This window comes from Streptomyces sp. NPDC013457 (assembly GCF_043089925.1).
Classification (GTDB): Bacteria; Actinomycetota; Actinomycetes; order Streptomycetales; family Streptomycetaceae; genus Streptomyces.
The window spans coordinates 42,156-55,814 of record NZ_JBICBL010000003.1 but is presented as its reverse complement, the minus strand read 5'-3'; the positions used below and the strand labels follow the sequence as shown (position 1 = coordinate 55,814).

Annotated in this window: 14 protein-coding genes; 6 read left to right on the top strand and 8 right to left on the bottom strand. The window is 72.7% G+C overall.

The features are described 5' to 3' along the window. The first annotated feature begins 269 nt into the window (after window positions 1-269). Window positions 270-893 carry a class I SAM-dependent methyltransferase gene (locus ACF1G2_RS09105; RefSeq protein WP_391797656.1) on the top strand — a complete coding sequence of 208 codons (624 nt, stop codon included), beginning with the start codon at window positions 270-272 and terminating at the stop codon, window positions 891-893. Between the two features lie 28 nt (window positions 894-921). Here the strand turns inward: ACF1G2_RS09105 and ACF1G2_RS09100 are convergent, their stop codons facing one another. Next, complete coding sequence (locus ACF1G2_RS09100; protein WP_391797655.1) at window positions 922-2,502, bottom strand: hypothetical protein; 1,581 nt, start codon at window positions 2,500-2,502, stop codon at window positions 922-924. 454 nt (window positions 2,503-2,956) lie between these two features. On the opposite strand from ACF1G2_RS09100, the gene ACF1G2_RS09095 reads away from it, so the two are divergent. From ACF1G2_RS09095 to ACF1G2_RS09085, 3 genes are all read left to right on the top strand, one after another. After that, window positions 2,957-3,853, top strand: a complete 897-nt coding sequence (locus ACF1G2_RS09095) for an N-acetylmuramoyl-L-alanine amidase (RefSeq protein WP_391797654.1) — start codon at window positions 2,957-2,959, stop codon at window positions 3,851-3,853. 92 nt (window positions 3,854-3,945) lie between these two features. After that, entirely contained in the window at window positions 3,946-4,791 is an 846-nt protein-coding gene (locus ACF1G2_RS09090) for a DUF5336 domain-containing protein (RefSeq protein WP_391797653.1), read from the top strand. Window positions 4,792-4,918: 127 nt separating this feature from the next. Next, window positions 4,919-5,929 (top strand): LLM class F420-dependent oxidoreductase, encoded by a 1,011-nt coding sequence (locus tag ACF1G2_RS09085; RefSeq protein ID WP_391797652.1) that lies wholly within the window; start codon window positions 4,919-4,921, stop codon window positions 5,927-5,929. An 11-nt stretch (window positions 5,930-5,940) separates the two neighbouring features. Here the strand turns inward: ACF1G2_RS09085 and ACF1G2_RS09080 are convergent, their stop codons facing one another. Beyond that, window positions 5,941-6,495 carry a hypothetical protein gene (locus ACF1G2_RS09080; protein ID WP_391797651.1) on the bottom strand — a complete coding sequence of 185 codons (555 nt, stop codon included), beginning with the start codon at window positions 6,493-6,495 and terminating at the stop codon, window positions 5,941-5,943. Window positions 6,496-6,606: 111 nt separating this feature from the next. Between ACF1G2_RS09080 and ACF1G2_RS09075 the strand changes: the two genes are divergently transcribed. Further along, window positions 6,607-6,894 carry a hypothetical protein gene (locus tag ACF1G2_RS09075; protein WP_352188242.1) on the top strand — a complete coding sequence of 96 codons (288 nt, stop codon included), beginning with the start codon at window positions 6,607-6,609 and terminating at the stop codon, window positions 6,892-6,894. Window positions 6,895-7,131: 237 nt separating this feature from the next. Here ACF1G2_RS09075 and ACF1G2_RS09070 read toward each other — a convergent pair whose 3' ends face one another. The 3 genes from ACF1G2_RS09070 to ACF1G2_RS09060 all read right to left on the bottom strand — a co-directional run bounded on the left by ACF1G2_RS09070 (window position 7,132) and on the right by ACF1G2_RS09060 (window position 10,413). Beyond that, complete coding sequence (locus ACF1G2_RS09070; RefSeq protein ID WP_391797650.1) at window positions 7,132-8,211, bottom strand: prenyltransferase; 1,080 nt, start codon at window positions 8,209-8,211, stop codon at window positions 7,132-7,134. Then, the gene (locus ACF1G2_RS09065; protein WP_391797649.1) at window positions 8,208-8,942 is read right to left on the bottom strand and encodes a class I SAM-dependent methyltransferase; all 735 of its coding nucleotides are present in this window, start codon (window positions 8,940-8,942) and stop codon (window positions 8,208-8,210) included. Before ACF1G2_RS09065 ends, ACF1G2_RS09070 begins: the two co-directional genes overlap by 4 nt. A gap of 112 nt (window positions 8,943-9,054) precedes the next feature. Then, window positions 9,055-10,413 carry a glycosyltransferase family 4 protein gene (locus ACF1G2_RS09060; protein WP_391797648.1) on the bottom strand — a complete coding sequence of 453 codons (1,359 nt, stop codon included), beginning with the start codon at window positions 10,411-10,413 and terminating at the stop codon, window positions 9,055-9,057. Window positions 10,414-10,631: 218 nt separating this feature from the next. Here ACF1G2_RS09060 and ACF1G2_RS09055 point away from each other — a divergent pair, with 218 nt between their 5' ends. Beyond that, entirely contained in the window at window positions 10,632-11,312 is a 681-nt protein-coding gene (locus ACF1G2_RS09055; protein WP_391797647.1) for a TetR family transcriptional regulator, read from the top strand. Window positions 11,313-11,329: 17 nt separating this feature from the next. Here ACF1G2_RS09055 and ACF1G2_RS09050 read toward each other — a convergent pair whose 3' ends face one another. The 3 genes from ACF1G2_RS09050 to ACF1G2_RS09040 all read right to left on the bottom strand — a co-directional run bounded on the left by ACF1G2_RS09050 (window position 11,330) and on the right by ACF1G2_RS09040 (window position 13,656). Further along, complete coding sequence (locus ACF1G2_RS09050) at window positions 11,330-11,869, bottom strand: hypothetical protein (RefSeq protein ID WP_391797646.1); 540 nt, start codon at window positions 11,867-11,869, stop codon at window positions 11,330-11,332. A gap of 84 nt (window positions 11,870-11,953) precedes the next feature. Beyond that, window positions 11,954-12,187, bottom strand: coding sequence for a ferredoxin (locus ACF1G2_RS09045; protein ID WP_391797645.1), 234 nt, complete (start codon window positions 12,185-12,187; stop codon window positions 11,954-11,956). Next, window positions 12,187-13,656: an aldehyde dehydrogenase gene (locus ACF1G2_RS09040; RefSeq protein ID WP_391797644.1), complete on the bottom strand. Its 1,470-nt coding sequence runs from the start codon at window positions 13,654-13,656 to the stop codon at window positions 12,187-12,189. Before ACF1G2_RS09040 ends, ACF1G2_RS09045 begins: the two co-directional genes overlap by 1 nt. Between the last annotated feature and the right edge of the window lie 3 nt (window positions 13,657-13,659).

The following is a 13,659-nucleotide window of genomic DNA, read 5'->3' as shown; positions in this document are numbered from 1 at the left end:
AACACGTTCCAATCTGACGGAAGGTCAGAAAGAGACCGGATCCGGAGTGCACCGGAGACATCGAGCCGCCCCGCGAGCCGGATGACCATGCCGGCGGCATCGGATGTCATCGACAGGCCGCGCGGCGGCGGCTCTGCGAGGAGGGGGCGGGCGGCGGCCCCGCGAGGAGGGGGCGGGTGAGGTGCCCGGAGCCGGGACGGTGTGGTCCGTGTGCGGCGCGTAGGGCACGATGGGCGCTCGCACCTGCGTACCCGCCAGTAGGAGGACCCATGCCCGCGCCCGAGATCCTCGCCGCCTTCGAGGCCGCCAAGGGCTTCATGCCCGTCGACGAGGGGCTCGCGCTGCACGCCGCCGCCACCGAGGCCGCCAAGCTCGGGCTGCCGCTCCTGGAGGTCGGGACCTACTGCGGGCGCTCCACGATCCTGCTGGCCGACGTGGCCCGGGAGGCCGGGACCGTCGCGGTGACCGTGGACCACCACCGGGGCAGCGAGGAACAGCAGCCGGGGTGGGAGTACCACGACCCGACGGTCGTGGACCCCGAGGTGGGCCTGATGGACACTCTGCCCACCTTCCGCCGGACCCTGCGCAAGGCGGGCCTGGAGGACCACGTGATCGCCGTGGTCGGCCGATCGCCGCTGGTCGCGAAGGTCTGGGCGGGGGAGCTGGCACTCGTCTTCATCGACGGCGGACACACGGACGAGCACGCCACCAACGACTACGAGGGCTGGGCGCCCAAGGTCGCCGCCGGTGGTCTGCTCGTCATCCACGACGTCTTCCCGAACCCGCAGGACGGCGGCCAGGCCCCGTACCGCATCTACCTCCGAGCCCTGGAGTCCGGCGACTTCGAGGAGATCTCGGTCACCGACTCGATGCGCGTACTGCGGCGCCGCTAGGGCCGGCCTGGGCCCGCGGGGCCGGCCGTCAGAACCCGAACCCCGAAGTGACGTACAGGCAGTTCGTGTAGCTGTACCCCGGCTCGATCTTCGCCGTGCTCGACTTGTCCGCCGCCGAGAGCGAGCCCGCCGTCCCCGACCTCTTCTGCAGGAAGTGGTACGAGCCCGCGGGCAGCGCGAGCGTCGCCTTCGGGTACTTCGAGGACGGACCGCTGCACACCTTGGGCTTAGGCGCGCCAAGACGCAGGCTGCTTCCGTACGCCGTGCAGCTGCCGCACGCCTTCAGCGTGACCCGGCCGGTCACCGGCCCGGTGTAGAGCAGCTCGACCTCCCCCGGGCCGTCGTTGGACACCACCATGACCATCCGTGAGCCGCCGGGGGCCGTCGCGGACGGCAGCCGGTCGCCCGCGGCCGGCGTCTCCCCGGCTATCTCGGCGGCGATCGCGATGGACCTGGCGTGGGCGGCCTGCGGGCTGCCCGGGTACTGCTCGGTGTACTCCGTCATCGTCCGGAGGGCGTCGGCGAACTCCTTGCCCTTGAACTGCTCGACCCCGCAGGCGAAGTCGCCCTTCCGTATCTCCTCGCCCGTGTCGCGCGCGACGGCGGCGAAGGTGGTCTCCGGCCGGAGTCCGTCGACCGAGGTGTCGAAGCGCCGCAGCCCGACGACGGCCGCGCAGGCGCCGGTGGACACCGCCGCGGCCTTGGTCCTGAGACTCTCGCGGACCGCGGGCTCGACCCTCCCCGTGTAGGGGGACTGCGGGAACGTCGACTGCAGGGCGTTCAGGTGTTCCGCGGCCGCCGCCTCGGTGCCCGCGCCCCCGAGCCCGGCGACCCCGCACGCGTACCAGGAGTGGGCCAGCGGGTCGTCCGCCTTCCCCGTCAGCCCGGCGAGCAGCCCGCGGTCCACCGTCCGCGGCAGGTCCCGCAGATGCCGGAGGCCCGGGACGGCCTCGCAGTACTTCTTCTGCGCGTACGGGGCGGAGACGGACGCGTAGTACTCCGCGAGCCGGTCGGGGACGAGCCTGCCCGCCCGCGAGCCCGCGTGCTTCGTACCGAGCTCCTGGTAGACGGCCAGCGCCTTGCGGTACGTGTGCTCGGCGCCGCCGAAGCTCTGGCCCTCGACCGACTTCACCTCCCGGTCCGCCGCGGCGAGGCGGGCCAGGAGCGACTGCTCCACGGCCTCGTCCCGCGCCGCGCCGTAGGCGACCGAGCCACCGACCGGCACCGCGAGGAGAACCAGCGCGAGGGCCAGCGGAAGCACGAGCCGCCGCCGGGCGGCGCCCGATCCCGCGCCGGCCCCCGGACCCGCACCGGCGCCCGGTGCGCCGCCGAGCACGAGCGGGGCCCGCAGCCCGCGCCGGGCCCCGTCGGCGGCCGCCGCCAGCAGGACGGCGCCGTAGCCGACGAGGACGCCGCCGGGGACTCCGTCCACGTCGGCGGGCAGCGCCACGAACAGCAGGACGGCCGTCGCCAGCCAGCAGACGGCGGCCGGTATCCACTGCCTGAGCAGCACGTAGCCGAGTCCGAGGCAGGAGAGGTTCAGCAACCCGACGAGGACGGCCTGCGCCGGGTTGGATTCCGGTGGTGCGGGCGGCGGCGACGGCGGCATTCCGGGCGGCGCCGCGGGCGGCGGCGGAAACCACGCGTCGGAAGGCTCCCCAGGGGCCCCCGGCATCCCGGGAGCCCCCACGGGCCCTGGCGCCCCAGATGCCCCCGCAGCTCCAGGCGCCCCCGGCGCTCCGTAGGCCCAGGGTGTCTCGGAGACCCTCGGGTCTCTCGGCTCCCCCGGGTGCCCCGGGCCCGCTGGTTCGGTCGGTCCACCCGCCCCGGTCGATCCCGTCGGTCCGGCCGGTCCACCCGCCCCGGTCGATCCGGCCGGTCCCGTCGGTCCATTCGCCCCGGCCGGTCCGTTCGGCCCGTTCGACGGACGTACGTCGTTCGGCTCTTCCCCCGCCACAGTTCCCCCCGTGGTCCGTGCCTCATCTCTCCCTACCCATCACGGGCCCTTCACAGTCCCGCCGCGTCGACGAACCGCCCGGCGGCACTCCCACTAGAGTCGCAAGGTGCCGTACGACCACCGGAAGATCCCCACCCGCCCCGGAGCGCGCGCCGTCGCCCTCGCCGGAGCCCTCGCCGCCTGCGCCGCCCTGACCGGCTGCGGCGGCGGCTCGCAGGCCGCCGCTCCGGGGACTCCGGACGCCAAGACGACCCGGTCCCCGTCCTCGTCCCGGTCCGCGTCGCCGACGACGACATCGGACCCGGGCGCTCCGCCCTCCGCCGGGGCCCTCCCTCTCGCCGGGCGCACGATCGTCGTCGACCCCGGTCACAATCCCGGCAATTTTCAGCATTCCCGGGACATCAACCAGAAGGTTGATATCGGCACGCAACGCAAGGAATGCGACACCACCGGCACCTCCACCGCCGCCGATTACACCGAAGCCGCATTCACCCTCGATGTTTCACACCGTCTGCGCGATCTTCTCAAGGCCCAGGGCGCGAAGGTGGTTCTCACCCACGACGCCGACCGCCCCTTCGGCCCCTGCATCGACGAGCGCGCCCGGATCGGCAACTCCGCGCGTGCCGACGCCGTCGTCTCGGTGCACGCCGACGGGTCCGCCACCGGCAACCGGGGATTCCATGTGATCGTGCCCGCCCAGGTCAGCTCCGGCGCGGCCGACACCACGAAGATCGTCGGCCCCTCCCGTGACCTCGGCGAGGACATCGCCCACCACTTCGCCCGCGCGACCGGCACCTCGCCCGCCAACTACCTCGGCGAGGGAACGGGATTGGACGTCCGGGACGATCTCGGGGGACTCAATCTCTCGACCGTGCCCAAGGTGTTCGTCGAATGCGGCAATATGCGTGATCCGAAGGACGCCGCACTCCTCACGAACGCGGCATGGCGTCAGAAAGCGGCGCAGGGGATCGCGGACGGCATCGGGACCTACCTCAAGGGGTAGTACCGACGGGCGATAGATTCCCTCCGTACGATGGGGGCCGCCCCCGTGCTTTCGCGCCACCCCGACGAGACGACCCGACGAAGGACTCTTACGTGAATATCCGCTCCCTCACTCGAGGCGATGGCGTTCTGATCGGTGCAGCGGTGGTGCTGTTCATCGCCTCGTTCCTCGGCATCAGCGGCTGTGACGCCAGCGATGCCATCTGCGACTCGTTCGACGCGCCGAACTCCTGGGAGATCTCGCCCCTCGGCTGGGGCGCCTTCCTCCTCGGCATCGCGGGTGCCGCCCTGGTCGTCGTCTCGCGCGCGCTCCCGCAGCCCCGCAAGGTCGTGGGCCTGGAGCTGGGTCAGGTCGGCGTCGCGTTCACCGTGGCCGCGGCCTGGAACGTGCTGATGTGGATCTTCGAGTCGGACAACGCCGGCGCCGGCCTCATCCTCGGCCTGATCGCCTCCCTGGTCCTGGCCGGTGCGGCCGTCGCCGCCCCGCTGGTCCCGGCCCTCAAGGGCCCGCTGCTGAGCGCGCCGAAGCCGCAGACCCAGCAGCCGTACGGCATGCAGCCGGGCCAGCCCGGCCAGCAGGGCGTCCCCGGCGGCTACGGCTACCCGGGTGCCCAGCAGCCGCCCTACGGTGGCCAGCCGCAGCCCTACCCCGGCCAGCCGCAGCCCGACGCGCAGTCCCAGCACGCCCCTCAGCCCACCGCCGCCCAGCCGGGCCCGGCGCAGGGTCAGGGCCAGTCCGGCGACTTCGCGCCGTTCTGGTTCGCGGTCCCGGTCGCCCGTCCGCTGTACGCGGAGGACGGCTCGCCCACGCCGATCGCCGAACTGGCCCCCGGTACCTGGTACCTGGCGGTCGAGCAGCGCGGTCCGGGTCTGATCGCCCAGACGCAGGACGGCCGCCGCGGTGTTCTCCAGGACACCACCGGCATTCAGCGCGGCTGAACCCTCCACGCCCGAGCATCCGCTCCCACGGCCCCTCGTCCGGAATCCCTTCCGGACGAGGGGCCGTTGTCGTACAGTCCCCGGGAAGTGATCTGACGGATCGTCAGGAACAGGAAGGCTGGACGCCATGCGTCTCGGACTCGCTCTCGGCTACTGGGGACGCGGCCCCTCCCCCGCCCACCTGGAACTCGCCCGCGAGGCGGAGCGGCTCGGGTACGACTCGGTGTGGACCGCCGAGGCCTGGGGCTCCGACGCGTTCACCGCGCTGACCTGGATCGCGGCGCACACGTCCCGCATCGGACTCGGGACCGCCGTCGCGCAGATGGCCGCGCGGACGCCGACCGCGACCGCCATGCACGCCCTCACCCTCGACCATCTCTCCGGCGGGCGGATGATGCTCGGGCTCGGGCTGTCCGGGCCACAGGTCGTCGAGGGCTGGTACGGCCGGCCCTTCCCCCGCTCGCCGCTGACGGCGACCCGCGAGTACGTGGACGTGATCCGGCAGGTCCTGCGCCGGGAGGGGCCCGTCGCGCTCGACGGGCGGTTCCACTCCCACCCGTACACCGGGGACGACGGCACCGGGCTCGGCAAGTCGCTCAAGCCGATCACCCACCCCCTGCGGGCCGATCTGCCGGTGCTGCTCGGGGCGGAGGGCCCCAAGAACATCGCGCAGACCCTGCGGATCGCCGACGGCTGGCTGCCGCTCTACTGGTCGCCCTCGCGGTACGCCGAGGCCTATGCCCTCCCCGGCCGGCTGCCCGAGGGCTTCCGCGTCGCGCCCATGGTCCGGGCGCAGCTCTGCGACGATCCGGCCGAGGGACTGCTGCCCGTCAAGGCGATGCTCGGCTTCTACATCGGCGGCATGGGGCACGCCGCCCGGAACTTCCACGCCGACCTGATGGGGCGCATGGGGTACGAGTCCGAGGCCCGGCACATCCAGGAGCTGTTCGCCGCCGGGCGCCGCGAGGAGGCCGTCCTCGCCGTGCCCGACGCCTTCGCGGACGAGATCTCGCTCGTCGGGCCGAGGGAGCGGATCGCCGAACGGCTCGACCGGTGGCGCAAGGGCCCGGTCACCGACCTGCTGGTCACGGCTCCGGACCCGGCCACGCTACGGCTCCTCACGGAGCTCAACACCTGAGGATCTTCGGCTCATCCGCCCAGTTGCGAGGTGCTGGGCACCTTGTCGGTCACGACCGCGCCCGCGCTCCTGCCGGCGTCCTTCACATCGGTGATGACGTCCTCGAACGCCCCGACGTCCGCCTCGCTCGCCTCGCCCTTGCGGAGCTTGGTGCCGAGGTCCTTGAGCCGGTCGATGCCCGCCGTGAGCGGCGCGACCGCCTTCGACAGGAGAGGGTCGCCCTTGGCGTTCTCCGTCGCGGCCTTGAGCCGGTTGTACGCGAAGGCTCCCGCGAGGCCCGCCTTGACCAGGGCGAACGTCCGTCCGTCCGCGCCCTTCTTGAACTTGCCGTCGCGGTACGGCTTGACGATCCACTGGTACGTCGCACCCGCCGCCAGGCCCGCGTTGGCCACGAACCGGGTCTTGGCGAGCCGCTGCTTCTCGACCGTGCCCGTCGGGCTCGCGCTGCCGCTCGCGCTCACGCCGTCGTCCCCGCCGCAGGCGGCGGTCGTCAGGAGCAGGGCGCAGGCGAGGACGAGCGCCACGAGGCCTCGGCGTATCGGTCCGGAGGGCGCGGAACGGGGCACGGCGAAACCTCCCTGAGGGCTTTGGCCACAGCCTCGCCGCGCCGCCGGGGCTGCGCCACCCGGGCGACGCCGAACGGGTTTCGGCCACCGGATCGCGGCAAACCGAACGTCATGACTTCACGCAGCGGCACGACGCAGACGGCGAGAGTCATCGCCGTGGTCGCCGACATCATGGCCGGCCTGATCATCCTCTGGATCCTCATGTACCTGCTGGAGGCCAACCGGGCCAACGCCCTGGTCGGCTTCGTCCAGGACTCCGCCCGCTGGCTGGCGGCATGGTCCTACGACCTGTTCACCTTCGACGAGGCATGGGCCCGCGTCGTGACGGGCTACGGCCTCGCCGCCGTGGTGTACCTCGCCATCGGCCACGCGGTAGCGGGCAGCCTGCGCCGCCGCTGACGCCGGCCGGTCGCGGCCGGCCCGCGGTCGACCGATCGCGGCCGGCCCGCACCCGCAGCCGGCGTCCCGGCGTCCCGGGCAGCCTGCGCCGCGACGGACACCCCGCCCCGTCCCGGGGAGTTTGCGCCGCCGCGGTCGGTCGCGGGCAGCATGGCCCGCGAAGGACACCCTCGCGGCCCCGGGGAGCCTGGCCGCCGCGGTCAGGGGAGCCCTGCGCTCCGCAACCCGCACGCGCCGTCAGGCGCCGCAGCAGTCCGGCTCCAGGCCCGCCGGCAGCCGTTCCCCGCCGAAGACCGCCACCGTCGCCTCGTCCCCGCCGAGCGCGGCGACGGCCAGGAGCAGCGAGCCGGCCGTCCAGGTCGTGAGCTCCTCGGGCCACATGGCCTTGTCGCCCTCGAAGACGTACCCCGTCCAGTACATGCCGCCCTCGGCGCGCAGGTGCTGGACGGACTGGAGGATCTCCAGGGCCCGGTCGGACTCGCCCATCGCCCACAGGGCGAGGGCGAGTTCGCAGCTCTCGCCGCCGGTCACCCACGGGTTGGGCAGCACGCACCGCACGCCGAGACCGGGGACGACGAAGTCGTCCCAGTGGGCGTCGATCCGGTCCGTGGCGGCGGGCCCCCTGACGGCTCCGCCGAGGACCGGGTAGTACCAGTCCATCGAGTAGCGGGACTTGTCGAGGAAGCGCTCGGGGTGGCTGCGGATCGCATGGCCGAGCGCGCCCGCCGCCAGCTCCCAGTCGGGCTGGGGCTCCTCGCGGGCCTCGGCGACGGCGAGCGCGCAGCGCAGCGCCTGGTAGACGGAGGAGCTGCCGGTGAGGAGCGCGTCGTCGACGGCCGTGCCGTCCGCCTCCCGCTTCCAGCCGATCTGCCCGCCGGGCTGCTGGAGGGCGAGGACGAACTCGACGGCGGCGTAGACGACCGGCCACATCCGGTCGAGGAAGGCGTCGTCGCCGGTCGCGAGGTAGTGGTGCCAGACGCCGACGGCGACGTACGCGACGAAGTTGGACTCCCGGCCCCGGTCGGTGACGTCGTCCGGGTCGCCGTCGTGGTAGGCCGCGTACCAGGAGCCGTCGGCGTTCTGGTGCCGGGCCAGCCACTCGTACGCCCGCGCCGCCGCCGTGTGCTCGCCGGCGGTGTCCAGGGCCATGGCGGCCTCGGTGTGGTCCCACGGGTCCAGGTGGTGGCCGCGGAACCACGGGATCGCCCCGTCCTCGCGCTGCGCGGCGAGGACTCCGGCGACGGTCTCGGCGGCCTGCTCGGCGGTGAGGACGCCGGGCAGGAGCAGGTGCTCAGCGATCTGCTCGGGAGAGGTCACTTCGCGGCATCCGCGGGGAGGTGGGGCTTGGTCGCGTACGCCACGAAGCTCTTGCCGACCACCGGGTTGAGCAGCTGCTCGGCGACCCGGGTCAGGGCGGGCTTCTTCATGATGTCCCAGACCAGGAGCTTGTGGTACGCCCGCACCGGCAGCGCCTTGTCGTTGTCCACGCCGAAGGCGCACTTGAGCCACCAGTACGGGGAGTGCAGCGCGTGCGCGTGGTGGGTGCCGTACGGCTTGAGGCCCGCCTGGCGGATCTTGGCGAGCAGCTCGTCCGCCTTGTAGATGCGGATGTGGCCGCCCTCGACCTCGTGGTACTCGTCGGAGAGCGCCCAGCAGACCTTCTCGGGGCCGTAGCGCGGGACGGTGACGGCGATCCGGCCGCCGGGCTTGAGCACCCGGACCATCTCGGCGAGGACGCCCTTGTCGTCCGGGATGTGCTCCATGACCTCGGAGATGATCACGACGTCGAAGGACTCGTCGGGGAAGGGCAGGTTGAGCGCGTCGCCCTCCATCGCGGTGGCGGTCGCGCCGGCCGGGGCCTCGCCGGCCTCCTTCATCGCCGCGAACCACGTGGCGACCTCGCGGATCTCCTCGCCGTTCTGGTCGAGGGCCACGACCTGGGCGCCGCGCCGGTAGCACTCGAAGGCGTGCCGGCCCGCACCGCAGCCCAGGTCGAGCACGCGGTCGCCGGGGGCGAGCGGGAAGCGGGTGAAGTCGACGGTCAGCACGGGGTCGTCCTGCTTTCACTGGTTACGGAGGTTGCGGGCAGTCGTTCCGCCGGGGCGGAACCCGGGGGCACAACCGGACCACCGGGCCGCACCCGGGTGGCGGGGCGGGGCGTCACCGACGGACTCCGGCGCCTCGCCGGGCGATCGCCTCGCGGTACAGCTCGGCGGTGCCCTGGGCGGCCCGCGCCCAGGTGAACCGTTCGAGCACCCGCGCCCGCCCGGCCGCGCCGAGGCGGCCGCGCAGCTCGGCGTCGCCGAGCACCCGCGCGAGTCCCGCCGCGAGCGCCCCCGCGTCGCCCGGGGGCACGGCGAGACACGTCTCGCCGTCGGGTCCCGCGACCTCCGGAATCGCGCCGCCGGTCGTCGCGACCAGCGGCGTCCCCGTCGCCATCGCCTCCGCGGCCGGCAGCGAGAACCCCTCGTACAGCGACGGCACGCACGCGACCTGCGCCGACCGCACGAGGTCGACCAGCTCGGCGTCGGAGATGCCCTTGACGAACCGGACGGCGCCCTCGAGCCCGTACCGCTCGATGGCCTGCGCGACGGGTCCGTCCTCGGCACGCCTGCCGACGACGACGAGGTGGGCGGCCGGGTTCTCGGTGCGGAGCTTGGCGAGGGCCTCGACGAGGTGGATCAGGCCCTTGAGCGGGACGTCGGCGCTGGAGGTGGTGACGATCCGGCCGGGGACCTCGGCGACCGACGGGTCCGGGGACCAGAGGTCGGTGTCGGCGCCGATGTGGACGACCCGGATGCGGTCGTCGCGTACGCCGAGGTGCTCGACGATCTCCTGGCGTGAGGTGCCGGAGACGGTGAGGACGGACGGCATCCGGCGGGCGACGCGCTTCTGCATCCGGGTGAAGGCGTACCAGCGGCGGACGGAGGCGCGGCGCTTCCAGTCGCCAGCGGCGTCGAGCTCCAGCTGCCGGTCGACGGTGATGGGGTGGTGGATCGTGGTGACGAGCGGGGCGCCGAGCGCGCGGGTGCCGCCGAGGAGTCCGTAGCCGAGCGTCTGGTTGTCGTGGACGACGTCGAAGTCGCCGCGGCGGGCGGCGAGCATGCGCCGGGCCCGCAGGGAGAAGGTGAGGGGCTCGGGGAAGCCGCCGGTCCACATGGTGGCGACCTCGAGCGCGTCGATCCAGTCGCGGTACTCGTCCCGCTTCGGCGTACGGAAGGGGTCGGGCGAGCGGTAGAGGTCGAGGCTGGCGATCTCGGTGAGCGGGACGCCCTCGTCGAGCGTCGGGTACGGCTGGGAGCCGATGACCTCGACGTGGTGGCCCAGGCGGGCGAGTTCCCGGGAGAGATGGCGGACGTAGACGCCCTGTCCACCGCAGAAGGGATTCCCCTTGTAGGTGAGGAGAGCGATCCGCAACATGGAGGGCTCCGCTGCTCGATCCGAGGAGCCGAGAGCTTGGGGGCTGTCACCCTCCGTGACGCCCTGGCGGGGGCCTGCCTCTATGGCCTCAGCGGTCACTCGCGGCCCCCTTCGAGCTTGCGTTTCGCGGGAGCGTAACCGCTCGCGCTAATCTAGAACAAGTTTCAGACTTGATCGTTCTTGATCGTTCAAGGAGCACAGAATCTACCGGCAGGTAGCCCCGTCGTAAGAGCCGGATCAGGTGATTCGCGCCACGGCGGAAGCCCCGCCATACTCCGGCCGTACTGTCGCTCCCCCACCGCACGGAACGGGACTTCATGACCGCGGAAGAAAGACCGGCCTCGCCGCCCCTGACAGAGCGCCAGGAGGCGCGACGCCGCCGCATCCTGCACGCCAGCGCGCAGCTCGCCGGGCGTGGCGGCTTCGACGCCGTACAGATGCGTGAGGTCGCCGACGCGGCCGGGGTGGCCCTGGGCACGCTGTACCGCTACTTCCCCTCCAAGATCCATCTGCTGGTCGCGACGATGCAGGACCAGCTCCAGCACATGCACACGACGCTGCGGAAGCGCCCGCCGGCGGGCGCCACCTCGGCCGAGCGGGTCGCGGAGACCCTGATGAGGGCGTTCCGCGCGCTCCAGCGCGAGCCGCAGCTCGCGGACGCGATGGTGCGGGCGCTGACGTTCGCCGACCGGAGCGTGAGCCCCGAGGTGGACACGGTCTCCCGGCTGACGACGGCGATCATCCTGGACTCGATGGGGCTGGAGCACCCGACGCCGCAGCAGCTGTCGGCGGTACGGGTGATCGAGCACACCTGGCACTCGGCGCTCATCACCTGGCTGTCGGGGCGGGCCTCGATCGCCCAGGTGAAGATCGACATCGAGACGGTCTGCCGGCTGATCGACCTGACCGCGCCGACCGGACCGGACGGCCGGATCGCGCAGGGCACGACGGGCGGCCCGGCCGCCGCCGCGGCCGGCGAGGGCCGCGGGACGGCCTGACGGCGCCTCAAGAAGCCCTACGACTTCTTGTTCTTCTCCAGGTCGGCCTTGAACAGGGCCTCGCACTGCGGGGTGTTGTCCGTGCCGATGAACATGACGATGGCGAAGCCGGCGGCGCCGTGGTTGCTGGCCTTGACCGACCAGGTCCCCTTGTTCAGCGTCTTGATGGTGGACCCGGACTGCTCGGTGGCCTGGCCCTCCTTCCAGCCACCGCCGGTGAGCGCCGTCACCGTGGCGTCGTAGGACTTCTTCGGGTCCGCCGCCTTCTCGGCGTCGGCCGTCCACGACACCATGCAGCTCTTGAGCTCGGCCGGGACCGCGTCGCCGGAGGGGTCCTCGGTGAAACCGGCGGCCGTGGCCGCGGTGCCGATCTCCTTCTCCACCGTGGCAGCGTCCGGACTGTCGCCGCCGCCCGCCTCCGAACCGCCGGTCGTGGAGCCCGTGGTGGAGGAGGACGAACCGCCCTTGTTCTTGCCCGAGCCGCCGCCGTCGCTGCCGCAACCCGCCACCAGCAGCACCGCACCGGCGGCCGCGGCCACCATCATCGCCTTGCGCACAACTCTCCCCATCCTGGGCACACGTGGGCCTGTCGCCCCCGTGATCAGAGGAAGATTTTTGCACGCGTGAACGAGTGCTCGTGGCTACTCCTCCGGCGGGAAGACCGGCTCCCCGCCGTCGAGCAGAGTGATCAGGATGGCCTCCACCGGGCAGCCCTCGGCCGCTGCCAGCACCGCCTCGTTCGCGTCCGACTCCGGTGCGCGCGGGTGGGACTGACGGGCCGTGTCGAGCCGGAAGCCCTCCGGGGCGTGGTTGACGCACATGCCCGAGCCGATGCACACCCCCCGGTCGACCTCCACATGCCAGCGGTCGCCCATCAGACACCACCCGGCCCCTCGTACCCGGCCGGCAGGTGGACCATCTTGTGCTCCAGGTACTCGCCGAAGCCCTCGGGGCCGAACTCCCGCCCCAGGCCGGAGTTCTTGTACCCGCCGAAGGGGCCGAGCATGTCGAGGCTGAAGGTGTTGACGTTGAAGGTGCCCGTGCGGACCCTGCGGGCGAAGTCGATGCCGTGCTCGACGTCCCCGGTCCAGACACTGCCGCTGAGCCCGAAGTCCGAGTCGTTGGCGATCCGCAGGGCCTCGCTCTCGTCCGCGTACGGAAGGAGGCAGATGACCGGACCGAAGATCTCCTCGCGGGCGATCCGCATGGAGTTGTCGACGGCTCCGAACAGGGTCGGCTCGACGTACCAGCCGCGGTCGAGCCCGGCGGGCCGGCCGCCGCCGCTGAGGACCTTGGCGCCCTCGTCCTGTCCGATCCTGATGTAGTCGAGGGAACGCTGCCGCTGCCGCTGGGCCACGAGCGGCCCGACCTGCGTGGACGGGTCCAGCGGGTCGCCGACCACCAGCGCGCCCGCGGCGGCGGCGAACGCCTCGGCGATCTCGTCGTACCGGCTGCGCGGGGCGAGGATGCGGGTCTGGGCGACGCACGCCTGGCCGTTGTTCATCCAGGCCGCGGGGACGATTCCCGCGACGGCGGTGGCCACGTCGGCGTCGGGCAGGACGACGGCGGCGGACTTGCCGCCGAGTTCGAGGGTGACGCGGGTGAGGTTGCGGGAGGCGACCTCCATCACGCGCTTTCCGGCCGCGACGGATCCGGTGAACGAGACCTTGTCGACGCCGGGGTGCCCGACCAGGTACTCGCTGACCTCGCGGTCGGCGGGCAGGATGGACAGGACGCCTTCGGGGAGCCCGGCCTCGGTCGCGATCTCGGCGAGGATGTACGAGTCGAGCGGGGACTCCGGCGACGGCTTGAGGACCACCGTGCAGCCGGCGAGGAGCGCGGGCCCGAGCTTGGCGGCGGCGGTGAACTGCGGGACGTTCCACGGCACGACCGCCGCGACGACCCCGACCGGCTCACGCCGTACCAGGATCGGACCGAGCACACCGGCGCGCCTGCTCTCGTACGGGAAGTCGCGGGCGATGGTGATAGCCGCGTCCCAGACCATCATGGCGCCGAGCGCCTGGGCGAGGACGCTCCAGGAGTACGGGGAGCCGTTCTGGGAGCTGATCGAGCGGGCGATCTCCTCGTGGCGCACGGCGATGGCGTCCTTGATCCGGCCGACGACCGCGATCCGCTCCTCGACCGTCATCCGCGGCCAGGGCCCGTGGTCGAAGGCCTCCCGCGCGGCGGCGACGGCCCGGTCGACATCGGCCCGGGACGCGTGCGGCACACGGCCGATGACCTCCTCGGTGTGCGGCGAGATCACCTCGATGACGTCAACGCCGGCCGGATCGGTCAACTCCCCGCCGATGTAAAGCTTTCCGTGCTCCACAAGCTCGGTCATGGC

What these genes read in the sequence shown, in the direction of transcription:
- ACF1G2_RS09105 (WP_391797656.1), top strand. Translation starts at nt 270, where the DNA reads ATGCCCGCGCCCGAGATCCTCGCCGCCTTCGAGGCCGCCAAGGGCTTC.
- ACF1G2_RS09100 (WP_391797655.1), bottom strand. Translation starts at nt 2,502, where the DNA reads ATGCCGCCGTCGCCGCCGCCCGCACCACCGGAATCCAACCCGGCGCAG.
- ACF1G2_RS09085 (WP_391797652.1), top strand. Translation starts at nt 4,919, where the DNA reads ATGCGTCTCGGACTCGCTCTCGGCTACTGGGGACGCGGCCCCTCCCCC.
- ACF1G2_RS09075 (WP_352188242.1), top strand. Translation starts at nt 6,607, where the DNA reads ATGACTTCACGCAGCGGCACGACGCAGACGGCGAGAGTCATCGCCGTG.
- ACF1G2_RS09055 (WP_391797647.1), top strand. Translation starts at nt 10,632, where the DNA reads ATGACCGCGGAAGAAAGACCGGCCTCGCCGCCCCTGACAGAGCGCCAG.
- ACF1G2_RS09045 (WP_391797645.1), bottom strand. Translation starts at nt 12,187, where the DNA reads ATGGGCGACCGCTGGCATGTGGAGGTCGACCGGGGGGTGTGCATCGGC.
- ACF1G2_RS09040 (WP_391797644.1), bottom strand. Translation starts at nt 13,656, where the DNA reads ATGACCGAGCTTGTGGAGCACGGAAAGCTTTACATCGGCGGGGAGTTG.